This window comes from Enterococcus sp. 3G6_DIV0642 (assembly GCF_002140635.1).
GTDB classification, from domain to species: Bacteria; Bacillota; Bacilli; order Lactobacillales; family Enterococcaceae; genus Enterococcus_D; species Enterococcus_D casseliflavus.
In genome coordinates this window covers 104,116-121,358 of sequence record NZ_NGLH01000001.1, presented here as the reverse complement: position 1 = coordinate 121,358, position 17,243 = coordinate 104,116, and the positions used below count along the sequence as shown (strand labels likewise).

At 45.8% G+C, this 17,243-nt stretch carries 13 protein-coding genes; 2 read left to right on the top strand and 11 right to left on the bottom strand.

Annotated elements, in window-relative coordinates; genetic code table 11:
• Nucleotides 1-124 precede the first annotated feature (124 nt).
• From A5878_RS00545 to A5878_RS00535, 3 genes are all read right to left on the bottom strand, one after another.
• A complete protein-coding gene (locus tag A5878_RS00545; RefSeq protein ID WP_086294336.1) occupies nt 125-1,354 on the bottom strand; it encodes an OFA family MFS transporter in 1,230 nt (409 codons plus the stop codon).
• Nucleotides 1,355-1,444: 90 nt separating this feature from the next.
• The gene (locus tag A5878_RS00540; protein WP_074535589.1) at nt 1,445-3,871 is read right to left on the bottom strand and encodes a flavocytochrome c; all 2,427 of its coding nucleotides are present in this window, start codon (nt 3,869-3,871) and stop codon (nt 1,445-1,447) included.
• A gap of 18 nt (nt 3,872-3,889) precedes the next feature.
• The gene (locus A5878_RS00535; RefSeq protein ID WP_008376652.1) at nt 3,890-4,495 is read right to left on the bottom strand and encodes an NADPH-dependent FMN reductase; all 606 of its coding nucleotides are present in this window, start codon (nt 4,493-4,495) and stop codon (nt 3,890-3,892) included.
• Between the two features lie 263 nt (nt 4,496-4,758).
• On the opposite strand from A5878_RS00535, the gene A5878_RS00530 reads away from it, so the two are divergent.
• Nucleotides 4,759-5,673 carry a LysR family transcriptional regulator gene (locus A5878_RS00530; RefSeq protein ID WP_086294335.1) on the top strand — a complete coding sequence of 305 codons (915 nt, stop codon included), beginning with the start codon at nt 4,759-4,761 and terminating at the stop codon, nt 5,671-5,673.
• A gap of 66 nt (nt 5,674-5,739) precedes the next feature.
• Here A5878_RS00530 and A5878_RS00525 read toward each other — a convergent pair whose 3' ends face one another.
• The 3 genes from A5878_RS00525 to A5878_RS00515 all read right to left on the bottom strand — a co-directional run bounded on the left by A5878_RS00525 (nt 5,740) and on the right by A5878_RS00515 (nt 8,961).
• Nucleotides 5,740-6,681 carry an FAD:protein FMN transferase gene (locus A5878_RS00525; protein WP_086294334.1) on the bottom strand — a complete coding sequence of 314 codons (942 nt, stop codon included), beginning with the start codon at nt 6,679-6,681 and terminating at the stop codon, nt 5,740-5,742.
• A 137-nt stretch (nt 6,682-6,818) separates the two neighbouring features.
• The gene (locus A5878_RS00520; RefSeq protein WP_005232831.1) at nt 6,819-8,027 is read right to left on the bottom strand and encodes an NAD(P)/FAD-dependent oxidoreductase; all 1,209 of its coding nucleotides are present in this window, start codon (nt 8,025-8,027) and stop codon (nt 6,819-6,821) included.
• A gap of 31 nt (nt 8,028-8,058) precedes the next feature.
• A complete protein-coding gene (locus A5878_RS00515) occupies nt 8,059-8,961 on the bottom strand; it encodes a prenyltransferase (protein ID WP_086294333.1) in 903 nt (300 codons plus the stop codon).
• Between the two features lie 93 nt (nt 8,962-9,054).
• On the opposite strand from A5878_RS00515, the gene A5878_RS00510 reads away from it, so the two are divergent.
• Nucleotides 9,055-10,035, top strand: a complete 981-nt coding sequence (locus A5878_RS00510; RefSeq protein ID WP_005226544.1) for a polyprenyl synthetase family protein — start codon at nt 9,055-9,057, stop codon at nt 10,033-10,035.
• 54 nt (nt 10,036-10,089) lie between these two features.
• Here the strand turns inward: A5878_RS00510 and cydC are convergent, their stop codons facing one another.
• From cydC to A5878_RS00485, 5 genes are all read right to left on the bottom strand, one after another.
• On the bottom strand, nt 10,090-11,850 hold the full coding sequence (gene cydC, locus A5878_RS00505) for a thiol reductant ABC exporter subunit CydC (protein WP_005232834.1): 1,761 nt from the start codon (nt 11,848-11,850) through the stop codon (nt 10,090-10,092).
• Complete coding sequence (gene cydD / locus A5878_RS00500) at nt 11,843-13,564, bottom strand: thiol reductant ABC exporter subunit CydD (protein WP_005226535.1); 1,722 nt, start codon at nt 13,562-13,564, stop codon at nt 11,843-11,845. The genes cydC and cydD overlap by 8 nt, the downstream gene beginning before the upstream one ends.
• On the bottom strand, nt 13,561-14,580 hold the full coding sequence (gene cydB / locus A5878_RS00495) for a cytochrome d ubiquinol oxidase subunit II (protein ID WP_086294332.1): 1,020 nt from the start codon (nt 14,578-14,580) through the stop codon (nt 13,561-13,563). The genes cydD and cydB overlap by 4 nt, the downstream gene beginning before the upstream one ends.
• Nucleotides 14,577-16,007 (bottom strand): cytochrome ubiquinol oxidase subunit I, encoded by a 1,431-nt coding sequence (locus tag A5878_RS00490; protein WP_005226527.1) that lies wholly within the window; start codon nt 16,005-16,007, stop codon nt 14,577-14,579. Before A5878_RS00490 ends, cydB begins: the two co-directional genes overlap by 4 nt.
• Nucleotides 16,008-16,194: 187 nt before the next feature.
• Entirely contained in the window at nt 16,195-17,154 is a 960-nt protein-coding gene (locus tag A5878_RS00485; protein ID WP_086294331.1) for a helix-turn-helix transcriptional regulator, read from the bottom strand.
• Between the last annotated feature and the right edge of the window lie 89 nt (nt 17,155-17,243).

The following is a 17,243-nucleotide window of genomic DNA, read 5'->3' as shown; positions in this document are numbered from 1 at the left end:
TCTTGCTATGAAACAGTTCTCTCTTTTGCTTCATCCGCCAATCCTCTGTTTTAAAAAAAGAAAAAAGAGTGGTTTTGGCACCAAAAAAGCAGCCTTTATCAAAAAGACTGCTTTGGTTGAATTGTTATTTAATAACAGGTGCGGGCTTTCTGGCTTTTTTCAGCATCGCATAGCCAATGTTGAGAACGAGCCCAAAAACCGCCAAGAAAATTGCTGTATAAAAGGCTTTTGTATAATCTCCTTGGTTACTTTCAGCGATTGCTGCTGCCACTCTAGGCCCAAAGAATGCTGCCGTAGAATAACCAATAAAGACGATTCCATAGTTGACTCCTTGATTGATCGGTCCGTAATTTTCCATAACGATCGATGGGAAAACCCCCATCACGCCCCCGAAGCACAGTCCTAAACCGATGATCCCGACAGTGAAGATCACGGTTGTTTGACCAAGCGTTAATAAGAATAAGGACAATGCCACCACGCCATAGATGATCATCAACGTATTCGTCCGACCAATTTTATCAGAAACGGTGCCCCAAAGGACACGACCAAAACAGTTGCTCAATGAGTACAAGCTGACATAAAAAGCAGCGGCGGCTGCCGTCAAACCGAACATACTTTGCCCGATCACTGATGCGTTAGAAGCAATCATCAAACCTGAGAAAGCCCCTGCCCCTAACATAACGATAATCAAGTAGAAGGTTGGTGTCTTTAGCATGTCCAACCAATTCAGATTGATTTGTGGGCCATTTTTCCCTTGCACCGCTGGTTGCCAACCTGCTGGGCGATAATCTTCTGGTGCCTTGCGAATAAACAGACTAGCCACTAAGACGATCACGATATAGGCGATCCCTAAAATCCGAAACGCTGCTAGTACATCTTGTGATTCGATCAAACGATTTGCAATCGGTGCGGCAATAATCGCTGCCCCACCCATACCTGCTGTGATCAAGCCAGAAGCCAGTCCCCGTTTATCTGGGAATAGCCGAATCGTATTGCTTAAACAAGCCGAATAGGCCAAGCCTTGCCCTAAACCAGCAAAGACTCCATAGGTCAGGTACAGCATGGCGGGTGAGTTGACCAATCCCGTCAGGAAGAAGCCCGCTCCGAACAACACGCCTCCACCAGCGATGACCCATCTAGCGGCTCCTCGGTCTGTCAGCAAACCACCCAAAATCATGGTAATCGGGCCAACTGCGGCATTGATGGTAAAGGCTAACATGATCTCTTCCATGGACCAGCCTTTTAATTGACTAAGAGGTCCTGCAAAAACACTAAAGGCGTAAACAGCGCCCGTACACAGCAATACCGCGGTCGAAGCGATCAGAATCAGCCAACGATTGATTTTTGTTTCCATTTTTTCTCTCCTTTGCTTTAAGCATGTTACTTTATTCACATGTTTTTTCAAAAGCTAGCACGCGTGTCGAGACACAACGCGCAAGGCTTTTTATTCGAGATGTTCTGCGACTGCTGTTTTTCCAGCAATTCGGCCAAAAGTAAAGATGTCTGTCAACGAGTTGCCGCCTAAGCGATTGCCAGCATGGATCCCCCCAGCAACTTCCCCTGCTGCATACAGCCCTTCAATGATTTGATCTTCCTTCGTCAACACATGGGTTTGCGGATCGATCTTCAATCCCCCCATCGTGTGGTGAACCGCTGGTTTTCTTGGTGTGGCATAGAAAGGCGCTTTTTCCACTTTCAAGTCGAAGACATCTTTGCCAAACTCTGGGTCCTTCCCAGCATCCACATAGCTGTTGTATTTCGCAACGGTCGCCTCTAAGACGGCTGGATCAACATTGATCTGCTCTGCCAGGCCAGCCAAGGTCTCACTGCGGAACAGCGTACCAGCAGCTACTTGCTTATCGATTTTTTCTTGGCTCGTGTTATAAGCGGTTTTCTTGATCTCTTCATCCGCGATCAAATAGAACAATCCGCCATTATCGATCGCCGCTTGGGTCAATACATCGCGGCTTTCGTATTCATTGACAAAGCGTTCACCCTTTTGATTGACCATCACAAAGTTAGCAGGTGGCACTTGCAGGCCACTGAACAAAGCCCCTGTGTTTGGATCAGATACGGGCATCATTTGCGAAAAGCCCATGCCAACAAGGTCCGCGCCAGCACTTTCCCCTAGTTTGATCCCGTCACCAGTGATCGCTGGTGAATTTGACGTTTTGATATCGTCTTCGATCTCTGTCCAATAGGTATTGTATTGTTTCAACATTTTGGTGTTCGCTCCGAACCCGCCGGAAGCCAAAATCACTGCTTTGGCATGGATTGTGATTTTTTGACCGTTACGGCCTTCCCCGATGATTCCAGTAACCTTACCATCTTCGATCAATAATTCTTTGACAGGCGTATCGGTTAAGATCGTTCCGCCATGTTCTTTCACGAATTGATGCAAAGCCGATACAAAGGCATACCCTTCGTTTTTGACTGGTTTATGCCCACGGCGCCATTTCGCTCCTACTGGCATATCGACATTGTTCATATCAAATTCTACGCCGATTTCTTCTAACCATTTCACTGAGGCCAATGCTTGATCCGTCAAGATTTTCACTAGCTCGTACTTCCCATAGATCGGTTGCCCATTCAAATCTTTGCGTTTTCCGCCTAGATAAGTTTGGATTCGATGCCACAAAGCAGAATCAAACAAGTATTCTTTTTCTGGCGTCGTTTCTGAAAGATACGCAGTGATTTGTGCCTTCAAAGCTTTGAAGTCTGGCAAGTATTCTGCATCGATGTCTTGTTCATCGATCGTCAGCACTTCTTCTAAAGCACTGCGTTCGCCAGGCAATGCGGAGAAGCCATTTTGCCATTTTGGATCCGCAGCATTCATCGGTCCGCCAGTACGTACGGTATTGCCGCCGATCGCTGGGAATTTTTCTACTAAGATCACGTCTTTATTGGCTTGCAGCACACTGGCAGCTGCACTCAGACCTGCGCCGCCGCCACCTACGACAACGACATCGGTAGTATACGTTTCATCTTCTGTTTGTAAAGCACTGGCGGCTTTTGGACGTTTGCGCAAGACATCTGGGTTCGCACCAGCCATTTTCACGGCTTTTGCTACCCCATCGACGACACCGTTACTAGTAACCGAAGCACCAGAGATCGCATCGACATTTAAGGTTTGCCCTTCAATAATCTCTTGAGGGATCCGTACGAAAACGACATCAGCGATCCCTTCTGATTCACCAGACGTATCGATATCGATGGCTTCGATCCGTTCTTCGCTCAATTTGACGACCATTGGTAGATCCCCGTTATGTCCTGGTGCTGTGACGGTGTATTCACCAGGCTCATAAACGACTTCTTCTGGTACGTTCAACAAATTAGCGACTTCCGTAAACCGAACGAACTTGCGGAAACAGCTTTCCAAAAAGTCGATCGTTCGTTGATCTTTTAAATTGCCTTGTTCATCAAAGGCTTGATGCGCACGCCCCAGCAAGAACTCATTTCCTGGCATGACTGTCGCATTGACACCTGGAGCGTCAAGGATTTGGCGCAAATGAAGCTGTGCTCGGGAGGAGCCTTGCACATCGTAGGATGCGCCGACGATCATCACTGGTTTGCCATCAAAGGGATGGAGATTGAAGGAGAGCCATTCCAAGACGCTTTTCAATGCGGAAGGAATCGAATGGTTATGCTCTGGTGTTGCGATAATCACTCCATCGGCTGCTAAAATCTTGCTATTTAACCGTTGGATCACTTCACTATTGGTTTGATCTTGTGTTTCATTGAACATTGGAACATCCTTGATTTCCAGCAGTTCAATTTCTGCTAGGGCAGCAAATTCTCGCTGCATAAACGCTACTAATTGGCGATTGGTCGATTTTTTGGCGTTCGTTCCGATTAGGCCGACAAATTTCATGACTAGTTCCTCTCTTTCTTATGCTTGTTCCCACGAAAATTTCTTTGCTCGTTCTTTAGCCGTTGAATATTCACTGACCAGACGGTTCGTGATTTCGACGAACAAGACAAATTCATTGAAACAGTCTTCTAGTTCGGCAACTTTTTCGTTATCGATCAAGTTTCCTTGTTCATCGAAGGCTTGCATGGAATGCCCTAACAAAAATTCCGCACTCGGCATGATTCGGGCTTTTACTTCAGGCGCATCTAAGATCTGACGCAAGTGGGCTTGGGCTCTCGATGAACCTAATGCACCAAGAGAAGCACCCGTGATCATCACTGGTTTATCGATCAAAGGCCGCGTCGTATAAGAAAGCCATTCGATCATGCTTTTTAACACCGCTGGGATCGAGTGGTCGTATTCTGGTGTACTGATGATTACCCCATCTGCTGCTTCGATCTTCTCTGACAAGGCTTGGACTGCCGCTGGTGCCGTCCGATCTTCTGGTTCATTAAATGCCGGCAGATCACTGATTTCGCAAAGTTCGATCTCCGCTTGGTCACTAAAATGGCTTTGAATAAATTGCAGTAAGCGACGGTTGGTCGAACGCGTCGAGTTGGTTCCTACGATTCCAATCAATTTCATTATCATCTCTCCTAATTGTGAATAATTTAACATTTAACAAAAAATAAAAAGTTTTTGACCATTGGCTTTGATTTCTTTTTTCAATCGTTTCTCAAGTTGATTTTTACGACCTACTGAGATGAAAGGCTTCTTCCTAAACAAAAAAATCTTCCCCAAGTACCCATTAAGTGTACGGCTGAATTCTTTATTTGTGAAATATTTATTTAATTATCTATCGATAACAAATTTGTTATAATGAGAAAAATGACTAGGAGGACAACGCGATGGCACTTAAAGATTCCCATCTGATGCTGCAATACCTCGATACCTTGTTAAAGCATAGCAACTACACCAAAGCCGCCAAAGATCTCTACATTTCACAGCCTTATTTGACGCAAACCGTGAAACGAGCCGAGCAAGAGCTGGGGACCCCCATCATCAATCGGCAGCCGGGACATTTTCAACTGACGGAAGCTGGTAAAATCTATTATCAATATCTAGAAACCTTGGAAACAGAATCTGCCAAATTGAAAAGCCGGCTGTCTTGGTATACCGCGACCGAGAAGCGTTCTTTGCGCTTAGGCATCTTGCCAAGCCTTGGTTCTTACCTGCTGCCGCTCTTTTTGCCTGCGTATTATGAACACTATCCCAACGTGCACTTTTTCTTGCGGGAAGACCTGCCGAAGCACAATGAAAAACGCCTGCTGAATGGGCAGCTGGACTTTTTTATCGGACAAAATCCTGAGACGATCGCACCGAATCTAACGGTCCACAGTACCAATCAAGAACGGTATCTAGCGATCATTCCGCCTTGTTCTTCCCTGTATCAACCAGAGAAGCGGTATTTAGCGCCTGATTCATTGGCCGTCAAAGACTTGCTGCAAAGTCCATTGATTTTGACCGCCAGCGGCTCGGCGATTCGCCGCCAAATCGATCAATTGCTGCAAAAATACAAAGTAGAGGCGACGGTTCTCATAGAAAGCAGCAATATTTATACAGCAGCGGCATTGGCAGAAAACAACCTTGGGATTGCGATCGTACCAGAAAGCGTGCTACAAGCAGCGACCGCGACCCCTTTTAATCTTTATCCAATGCCAGAGGAACTCTTGTCCCTCACCTATTTTATTGCCCATCAAGCCGAACGGGCATTGTCAAACAGCGAAGCCGCCTTGATCGAGGCCTTTTTGCACCACGTCTAACTTTCCTTTTTTACAAAAAAAAGTAAGCAGCGATCACCTATATTCCTAGGTGATCGCTGCTTGCTTTCATTCTGCTGTTGGCGTTTCGATCAAACGTGCTAATTCTTGCGGATAGATCAATTCACCTTGTTTGGTAATGACTAATCCAGTGATCCCTTCTAACGGCGCCAGCTCCTGCAAGATGGCTTGTGGCTCTTTGCCGAATAAGCGGGTCGTCCAAATCTCTCCATCAACCGATTTGTCGGATAGAATCGTGACACTGGCAATGGCTGACTCTAACGGATAGCCCGTTTCTCGATCAAAGATATGATGATAGGTCTTGCCCGCTACCTGATAGGTTCGTTCATAGATCCCTGATGTAACGACTGACTGATTGTGTACCTTCAACGCGGCGACAAAATTCCCTCTTGGCAAGAAAGGATTTTGGATCCCGATCCGCCAATAGCCATCAGCATGGCTCGGGGCATCGCCGTAAGTCACCACATTGCCCCCAAGATCGATCAAAGCGGCTGTGACACCGACCTGCTTGAAATACGCCATCAACAAATCAGCAAAATACCCTTTCGCAACGGCCCCTAGATCAAGCTTCATGCCGGCAGCTAACCCAACGGTCTGCAGCGTTTCATCCAAAACGATCTTGGCGGGATCAGTCTTTGGCAGCAGTTCAGCGATTTTCTCAGGCGTTGGTAGATGGGCATCTTGAAACCCGATTCGCCATTCCTGCACTAAAGGACCGATGGCAATATTTAAGTAGCTATCTTTTGGCAAGCTATGGGTTTTCCCTAGTGCGATCAATTCAACCAATTCCGGTGTGGCGGCGATCGCTCCTTGTCCTGCCTGCTGATTGATCTGCATCAACTCAGACGTCGGGTCATTGGCACTAAAACGCTGTTCAAAGGCCACGGCTCTTTTCGCTGCTTCCTCTAAGATCACTTCTGGGGTTTCATGCTGCACCCAAATCGTGATCACCGTTCCCATTCCCTGTAACACTCGTTGACCTTCTGCCATTGTCCTTGCTCCTTTGTCCTCTTCTTTTGGCTATCATAGCAGTTTCTGGGAGAAAAAAGTAGTCTGCGGGATGCCGCCACTGCTTTTTTTGAAAAAAAAACTGCGAGGTCACCCTCGCAGTCTGCTGTCTCTATTGCTCAATGATAAAAGTCGAAGCGGCCTTTCGCCAATACTTCTTTGACCCCACCGGTTTGGTACAAGGAACGGTCCATAATGGCTTTTTTCACCACGGAAGCGGGATAGCCTTTGATGCCCATTTTCCCTACTAAGCCAAAGGCATGGGTATTGCCGATAGACGCCACTGAACCTAATGATTCAAAGTGGAAATCTGTTGGTTTTTCCCCGTTCATTTGACGTAAGATATTTTTACCCGCATGCTGCCCCATCTTCAAAGCGATTTGAGCCGTTGTTGGATACGGGCGATTGGTCGCTGGGTCCATGACTGCTGAAACATCACCGACAACATAGACGTTACTATGATCAGGGTCTGTTAGGTCTTGATTGACCATCACGCGACCACGACGAGCAGAAAAGTCTGATTCAGCCATCACATGGCTGCCGCTGACGCCTGTGGTCCAAACGATGGTTTTGGCTGATAATTCAGCTGTTGCTCCTGTATCGGCATCATCTTGATAGACAACGACACCCGGTTTGATTGATTTGATGGGTTTACCAGTCAGGAAGTTCACGCCCCATTTAACGAGATTTTTGATCCCATAATCCGATAGTTTTTCATCAAACATCGGTAATAAACGAGTCACTGCTTCGACACAATACAGTTTGATGTCTTCTGGCTTGACGCCTGCTGCTTTCGCAAAGGTTTTACGGTTTTCCACCAATGAACCTAGCAATTCGATTCCGGTAAAACCAGCACCGCAGACAACGATTTTTAGGTAGTCAGGATTTTGTGTTTCTTTGTATGCCTTCATTTGTTTCAACAAATGATGATAGATGTTTTCTGCGGAGTCGACATCCACCATTTCCAACGCATGCTCCTCGACACCAGGGATCCCAAATGATTCTGATTCAAAGCCTAACGCCACGATCAAATAATCATACGTGCACGTGGATTGATCTTTAAAAACGATCACTTGCTGGTTACGATCGATCGACGCCACTTCCTTTTGAACAAAGCTCGTCTTTTGGGGACGAACGACATCATTGATGGGATAGCAAATGCGGTCTCTTGGTTGCGTACCAGCCGCAACTTCATGAAGATCGGTTGCCTCATAATGATAATCGTTTTTGTCGATCAATGTGATGTGAAACGCTTCTTTTGCTCCTTGCAGTACGTGCAATGCTCGCAATCCAGCATACCCTGCTCCTAAAATGACAACTTCCTTCATGTTTCCTTACTTCCTTTCTTTGCTGTAAAAATTATAAAATCAAACCAATCGCAAAACACAGCACTTGTACGCATGCTCCGACCGCAAGGATCCGAACGGCACAAATGAAGGTCTCTCTTTTGATTTGTTTTTGCATAAATCGTTTTGTCTGTTGCCAGACAAAGGGCGCCGCGAAAAAGGTCAGAACCAGTGACCAAGGCGCAATGTTGAGAGCAACTGAGGCAATGATCGCAACAAACGCCAAGACGTTCATCACGATAAATAATTTCAACGCACGGGCTTTACCAAGGTAATGCACCAGCGTATAGCGCTCATTTTTTTCATCCTCTTCCAGATCACAAATGTTGTTTGCCAGCATCAAGTTGGCGATCCATAATGTGTTGGGTAATGAGATCAAGAAAATACTGCCAATCGTGGCAATGTTCCATTCAAAGGTTTGATAGGCATTAAGATAGACACAGATCAATGAGATCATAAAGCCCATCGTAAAGCCGGAAAAGAACTCGCCTAAAGGCAAACTAGAAAGCGGCCGTGGACCAGAGGAATAAAAGATCCCGACTAGGTAACAATACAGCCCCATCCAAAAGAGCGGCCAGCCAACCACCATTGCCAAGGCGATCCCCATGGCAGCGGAAAGGATGATCATGGAGACCATCAACCAAAAAACCAATTTGACAGACAATTGTTCCCGACCAATGATATTGGTTTTTTCTTTGTAATCATGCCCTTCTGTGGCATGATGGTAATCGTTGTAGTTATCTAAAATATCCACCGCCATATTGAAGATCAGCATGGCAATGAAATACAACAAGACATAGCCAAGATGAATCGTTTGATAATTGTACCAGCTGTAGCAGACACCAATAAAAAATGGCAAAATACTGGCGGTTTTTGCTTTAAATTCGACAAGTTCTAAAAATACAGGTAGCGTCACAACTTCACCTCCTTTAGTGAGTGCATTAAACTAGTCAATCACGCCCCTTTACGCTAGAATAAGGGCTGAATGACTGTTAGAAAGGGTTATACTATGTTTGACTTTTGGATCGATTATCCGACGATCGAACAACGATTGAAAACCGTATGTTCCATCATTGAAGAACACGTTACTGTTCGTAACAAAGAGATACAAGATGTTTTGATCGACTTTACTTATTCAGGTGGGAAAATGCTGCGGCCAGCGCTCTTTTTTTTGTTTGCTGACTTAGGCGATCCCCATTATAAAAAAACCGACCAATTAACAAAAATTGCTGCTTCTCTAGAAATTTTACACATGGCCACTTTGATCCATGACGACATTATTGACGATTCGCCGCTGCGGCGCAGTCAAGTCACTGTTCAAGCCAAATATGGCAAGGATATCGCGGTCTACACGGGTGATCTTCTGTTCACCCAATTTTTTGAGCTTTTGATCGAAAGTATGAATGGCTCCCCGTTTTTAAAAACCAACGCACAAGCCATGAAACGACTCCTTTTAGGCGAACTTGATCAAATGCACACTCGCTACAACATCCATGAATCGATTGACGACTATCTGCAAAGCATCAACGGCAAAACCGCTGAACTGTTTTGGCTCGCTTGTCTCGAAGGCGCTCATTTTGGCGGCCTCGACACAGAAAACCAAGAACGAGCTGGTGAGATCGGGCGCAACATCGGGATCGCCTTTCAAGTATTCGACGATATTCTCGACTACACCTCTGATAGCGGCACCTTGAAAAAACCGATTCTAGAAGATTTGGCGCAAGGGGTCTATACCTTGCCGCTGCTATTTGCCAAAGAACAGGCACCTGCAGCATTCGCTCCTTATTTGAATAAAAAAGCAGCACTCTCCTTGGCAGAAGCCCAAGAAGTTGCGGATCTTGTCGTCCGTTACGGCGGTGTCGAAAAAGCGCGCGCTTTCGCGGTCACCTACACGCAAAAAGCCTTAGACGACATCGATCTGCTGCCAGAAGCACCTAGCAAAGCCAAAATTCGTTCATTAACTGAACTGCTCTTGCAGCGCAATTACTGAGCCATAGAGCAATGAGAAGAAAAGCGTCCATCACTGATTGATGGACGCTCTTTTTTATCGTCGTCCTTGGTCAATGGCCAATAAGTGTTGAAAATGTTTATTTTCTGCGGCCAATTCGGCAGGTGTTCCGCTCATGGTCAACTGACCATCTTCAATAAAAAGCACACGATCCATCATCGAAATTCCTTGCAAGTGGTGGGTGATCCAAATGATCGTTTTGTTCTCCAGCACTTGGAAAAAGGTTTCAAGTACGCCTTGCTCCGTGATTGGGTCTAAGCCGACGGTTGGCTCATCCAATAAGATGATTGGGGTGTCTTTTAGCAAGATTCGCGCCAATGCCAAACGATGCCGTTCTCCACCAGAAAAACGCAAGCCGGCTTCATCCACCATCGTCGCCAAACCATTAGGCAAAGCTGCCACCATTTCTTTCAACCCGACTTGCTCCAGTACGCGCCAGACTTCTTCTTCCGAAGCCGACTCATTGCCTAGCCGAATATTATTCAAGACGGTCGTATGGAAAAGATAGGGACTTTGATTGATGACACCGATCAAGTCACTGATTGACTCACTCAATGCCGTCACTGGCACGTCATTTAAGGTGATCGCCCCTTGCGTCGGTTGCAGATCGCCTCGCAACAAGGAGGCAAATGTACTTTTCCCAGAACCGCTGCGGCCAAGGATCGCTAGTTTTTGATGTGCAGGAATCGTTAGATCCAGCCCATGAAGCACTTCTTTGCCTTCAGGATACTGAAAATGCAAGTCCTTGACTGTGATCGACACGAGGCCCGTCACTTCAGGTACTAACGGTTGCTCCATGGAGACCTCTTGGCGATTTTCTTCTGGCAATGCATTGAAGCGATCGATGGAGTCTTTGTACCGATTGGTTTCTTGAGCAGCTGACGGTAATGGCGCAAATGCATCAACTAAAGGAAAGACACACAGGACAAAGGCAGCGATCCAGTTGGCTGCTCCTCCGTGGTTACCTGGAAAGCGAATGCTGGTCCAAAGCAGCAATGCGACAGCGATCACCCCAAAGATGCTTTGTAAAAGAAAATCACGCCGGCGATCAAAGGACAGCATCTGTTCATCCACCGCCCGCAACTGCGTTTCCAGTTCCTTATGGGCAGCCACGTACTCGCTCCCTCTTTGAGAGAAGACCCAATCAGAAACCCCTAATACATTATCCGTCAGTGTCGTATACAAGTTGTTTTTCATATGTTTTTGCTTTTCTTGCCGCGCGCCGTTGATGATCACCGACCAAAGTGGCAAGACAAAGACGATGGTTCCTAATAGCAGCAGCATCACCAAAGCAAACCACCAAGAAAAATAGCCGAGTCCAATGATCAAGAACGCATACAAGATCCAAGCGATCACAGTAGGAAAGATCGTCCGCAAATACAGGTTTTGAATATGGTTGATATCTTCTGCCAATAAGCCCAAGATATCCCCTGTGCGATGCGCTTGCTTAAAGAAGATCGCATCTTTTTCTACTACGTTGTACAATTTCAATCGTAAATTAGAGGTCATGCGCAAGACCCAGCTATGACTGGTCAACCGTTCCAAATAGCGAAAGACTGGTCGGCCGATCCCAAACGCTCGGGTCAGTACGATGGGGATGTAAACCAATAGAATGTTTTCTGGGATCGATGCCGAGCGGCTGATCAGGTACCCAGAATTAAACATCAGTGCCCCACCACAGAAAAAGGTCAAGAAGCCTAGGAATAAGGCCAGCGCCAAAACGTTTTTGTATTTTGACAAGAAAGGCTTGACCCACGTATCAGTTTTCAATGAGCGCAATAAGCCGATTTTATTCAAGCTGTTCCCTCCTCATTCCATTGACTAGTTCTGTAAAAGCACCTTGCTTTTGCTGCAGTTGTGCCAAGGTTCCTTGTTCCACGATTCTTCCTTGATCCATCACGATGATTTCATCCATTTCTTCCATCCAGTGCAAGCGATGGGTTGCAAAAAAGACTAAACGGTTTTCCATCAGCGGTAGCATCCGTTCTTTTAAGGCAACTTCGGTTTCAATATCCAAATGAGCCGTTGGTTCATCAAACAAAAGAATCTTTCGTTGCTGGTCTAAAAAGGCACGGGCTAGAGCGATCCGTTGGGCTTGTCCGCCACTTAGATGCCGTTCCCCTTCTCCTAACATCGTGTCCAACCCTTGCGGCAGCTCCGCCAAAAGCTCAGTCAAGCCTGCCACTTCAATGGCTTTAAGTACGGCTTCTTTGGTAGCTGTCGGCTGATAAAACGCGACATTTTCCTGCAAGGTCAACCGATAGATATAAGGATTTTGCGGAATATAGATCAGCTGTTCTTGCCAGCTTGCTTGGCGAAAGGCCGTGGTCTTCGCCCCTCCAAGAGTGATCTCGCCACTGTCTGGCACGAGAAAGCCACTCAAGGTATTGATCAAGGTAGACTTGCCAGAACCGCTCAAACCGATGATCCCGATCTTTTTGAAGCCAGTCACGTTCAAGTTGATATCCGTCAAAGCCGCTTTTTCCTCGTAGGAAAACGCCAGCTGATCGATCGTTAACTGGGCGTCTTCCTGCCAACGAGGCACCGTTACTGCCGGTACTTGGGCTTCTGGCTGATGCAAGATCTCCGTCACCGCAGTCATCGCATTTTTCCCGTCTAAGGTTGCATGGTAATCACTGGAAAAGTCGCGGATCGGCAAGAAATATTCTGGTGCTAAAATCAAGATAGTTAACGCCGGAAACAGCAAGATCCCTTCATTGATCAGCCGCAAGCCTAGCAAGACTGCCACGACGGCAATCGATAAGGTCGTGAAAAAGTCTAAGGCGAAGGTCGATAAAATACCGACTTTTAATGAAGCCATCGTCGCTTTCCGAAACCGTTCGCTGGAAGCAAAGATACTCTTGCCATATTTTTTACTGACCCCAAACAATTTCAGCGTGTCGATCCCTCGCAGGGAGTCGATGAAATGATTGGACAGTAATTGAAACGTTCGGTATTGTTTTTCCGCTTTGCTTTGCGCGGCATAGCCCAAGATGATCATAAAAATGATGATCAAGGGGAACACCAACAGCAAGACCAAGCCAGATTCCCAATCCAGATAAAAAACGAGTGCCAAAATGACCCAAGGAATGATCGACATATTCATGATTTTGGCAAGAATCAATTTCAAGTAGTTTTCGACTTGGTTGATCCCTTCCAAGACCATCGTTGTTACATTCCCCGTCCCTTGCTGTTGTGCGATCTGAGGACCGACCCGAAACAATTTCTCCAACAATTGATCCCGCAGATCGGCGGCTTGCTGGTAACTGTAATCATCGAGTCTTTTGGAACGGAAATAGATAACGGCTTGTCGGGCGATAAACGAACAAAAGAACAGCAGAATCCAGCCCCACTGTTCCTCTAATGGTCGTCCTTCCCATAAGCCAGTGATGGCACGTGCCAATCCATACGCCTGCCCAATAATGAAGAGCGCCTGCAGGAACGAAAGTCCCGCAAGCAGCCCTAAAAGTTGTTTCATTCCTGGGAGCTTCATGATTTGTTTATCAATCATTTATACCCCTCCAACGCCTCCGTATGACTGATCCGTTTACGGAAGATATAGTAACTCCAAGCCGTATAGGCCAAGACGAAAGGCAAGATCGTCAGTGAAAGATAACTCATGATCTTCAATGTGTAGCGGCTTGAAGACGCATCAGCGATCAACAGGTCATAGCTTGAATCGATCGAACTGATCAAGACTCTTGGGAATAACCCTGTGAAGATCAATGCCACCAAAGCGATCAACGTCAAGCCGCTCGCAATGAAAGCCATCATTTCTTTGCCTTTAAAGACGCCGATATTTGCAATCAGTGTCAGGACAACGATCACAAGCAACAAACCAAGCGTTATCGCAAAATGATTTTCGAAGAAATCCGTTTGGAAGTAAAGCATCACAGCAAAGACGACTAAGCCTGCATATAGGATGCCATAAAAAATACTTGCATAGTTGCGTGCTCGTGCCCGAATCGGACCTTCCGTTTTCAAAGCGATATAGTTTAATCCGTGCAAGTAGCACAACAAGGTCAACGCGATCCCGCCAACGATTGAAAAGGGATTGACGTAATCCGTAAAGGTTGCCGTCATGTTGCCATCTTCACCCAAAGGCATTCCTTGGATCATGCTGACAAACATCAGACCGAAGAAAAATGGCACGATCGTACTGCCGATCGTCAACGTCCAGTTCCAAATATTTTTGTGTTCTTTCGGGAAGTTCGCTCGAAACTCAAAGGAAACACCACGAATGATCAACCCGACTAAGATCAATAACAAAATCAAATAAAAACCGCTGAACAAAGAAGCATACCAGTATGGAAACGAGGCGAACATCGCTCCGCCGGCGGTCAATAGCCACACTTCATTGCCATCCCAGACAGGCCCGATCGTTTTGACGATCTGGTCTTTTTCCTCTTCATTGTGGGCCAATGTCTGCACAGACATCCCCACACCAAAGTCAAACCCTTCTAAAAAGAAGAAGCCAGAAAATAAAAGCCCAATCAACGTGAACCATAGTAATTGCAGACCGGTCATCCTTCAAACGCCTCCTTATCAAATGGGTCTTCGTACCCTTCTTGGTTGTCTCCTTGGCTGATTTCACCGAAGGCTTCTTTTTCAGGTCCATGATCCATTTCCCGTTTCACCAGATAGACCATCGTTCCGCCTAAGCCAGAGAACAAGAGGAAGTAAACGATGTTTGAGATCAAGAGTGAGGTCACGGAAACGTTAGGTGACACACTATCTTCGATCGTAAACAAGCCGTAAACCGTCCATGGGTAACGCCCTAACTCCGTGATTAACCAACCAGCTGTATTGGCAATAAATGGGGTGAACAAAGTGATCGCCACTACCCAAAGCAGCCAGCGTTTTTCAAAGAGCCACGGTTTCTTCTTACGCGTAAAATACAACCCCAGACCAGAAACCAACAGCATCAAGGCACCAAAACCAGCCATGATCCGGAAGCTCCAAAAGAGTGTGTTGACCGGCGGGTAGTAATTGCGGTCACCGTAGGTTTCAATCAATTGCTGATTGACCGTATCCATCCCATCGATGGAGCCGAAGGGTTCATTGAAGGCTAAGATACTCAACATATAGGGAATCGAAATACCGAAGACTTGGTGATGTTCCGCTTCATTCGCCCAAGCAACGACAGTCCAAGCCGCAGGACTCCCGGTATCTTCATAAGTTCCTTCCATTGCGGCAAATTTCATTGGTTGTTCTTCAACCAAGTATTTCATTTGTTCATCCCCAGCTAGCAAGACGGTGAATGAACCGAACAATGCCACCGCAAAACCGATCCGCATTGATTTTTTGAAGAAGTCGCGGTCAATGTCTTTGTCTTTCTTCAACAGACGAAAGGCTGATAAACCAGCAACAATGATCCCACCCATCGTGATGGCAGCGGTGATCACGTGTAAAAACTCATACCACACTTGTGGATTTGCCAATAATGCACCGAAGTCAGTCATTTCTGCCCGGCCATTGTTCAAGGTATACCCCACTGGATGCTGCATAAAACTATTGGCAGCTAAGATCCAAAACGCCGATAGCATCGAACCTAGCGTCACCAACCAGAAAAAGGTGGCGTGCAGCTTGGGACTGACCCGATCCCATGTAAAGATCCACAGTCCTAAGAACGTCGATTCTAAGAAGAACGCCAACAAAGCTTCTAAAGCCAAGGGCGCACCAAAAATATCCCCGACAAAACGAGAATAGTCTGACCAGTTCATCCCAAATTGAAATTCTTGAATGATCCCTGTCACGACCCCGACAGCAAAACTCAATAGAAAAATATTCCCCCAAAACTTCGTCATCCGGCGATATTTTTCATCTTTTTTGATCACATAAAGTGTCTCCATAATTGCAACGACGACACCAGTTCCGATCGAAAACGGTACAAAGAAAAAGTGAAAAATCGTCGTCATCGCAAACTGGATTCGCGCTAGTGTCACAATATCCATCCTACATCCTCCTATTTCATAAAAAGTACATTAAAATAATTCTAAATAAAGAAAAATTCCAACTTCGAATATACTCCTCTAATCAGTAAAAAAGAAGCAAATTGCTTGCATTTACTGATTTTTAATCACTTCCTCTCCGATTCTTAAACATAAGGCGCTTTCATAGGCGGGAAACAGCTTTTTCTAGCTACTCCCAGCCAAAGCGGGTTCCTTCAGAAAGCAATGGATCACTCAATAAAATCCCTGGAAACTCTTCTTTCAATACAGATGTGCTTAATAATTGATACATAGCAAACGTGTTCTTCATGCCTAATCTTTCCAGCTGATCTAACGTTTGCTGCATCAAGTCCGCCGCTTGTGCCTTATTTTGTTTTAATAGACATGTCCAGCCTTCAAAAAATGGCATAAAGATCGCTTGTTCAATGTGCTCTTTTTCATAAACATGATCTCGCCATAAATGAAAGGTCTTTTCCGCATAATTTGCCTCGTCGAAAACAGCAAAGACAGAAAATACCGTCTCAAACGTGTTGTACAAAATATCTTCATTGCCAGGAATTTTTGCAAAGCGCTGACTCTTTTTGATGGCGATCGTCAAGCAGCGCCAAAGCAAAGCTGGCTCCATCGAAATTGCTACGCGGGCAAACAGCCGCAGCTCATAAACACCCCATGTATCGGTATTCAGCAAGTAATGCTTGGCAGAGTCCAAACAGTAATTGTGTTTCAGGTAAGCCTCCTCGATGGGCACCCCTTTAAAAAGCTCCTCTTTCATCAAGTAGTCAAAACGGATCAGTTGTAAGAAGTGGTCCAGCTCCAAGGAGTAATGCTGTTGAAAGTACGTGGTCAGCTTTTGATATTTCTTTTTTAATTTAGGTACTTCATCAATGGATTCGATCCCCATCGAACGGACATAGTCAACCATTAGCTTTTGAGCCTCCGAATGATGCTCCCCCGTATGCAGCAGCTGAAATTCGGCAAAACTCACTTCCAATTTATCTAGCAAGCGATGAAATCGTTCGCAGGAAATCGTCGTTTTGCCATTTTCAAATTGCGATAGCAAAGACATCGACAATTGTTCATCCACTAATTCCTTCAACAGCAAGCCTTTGCTTTTGCGAAGCTCTTTCACTGTCGCACCATAATTGTTCATTTTTTCACCTTCTTTTTCAATATATTGAAATAAGCAGTTGCTTTTCCCGAAGAGCCTTTATAGTTGAATTATCTTATAGAAACGAGGGA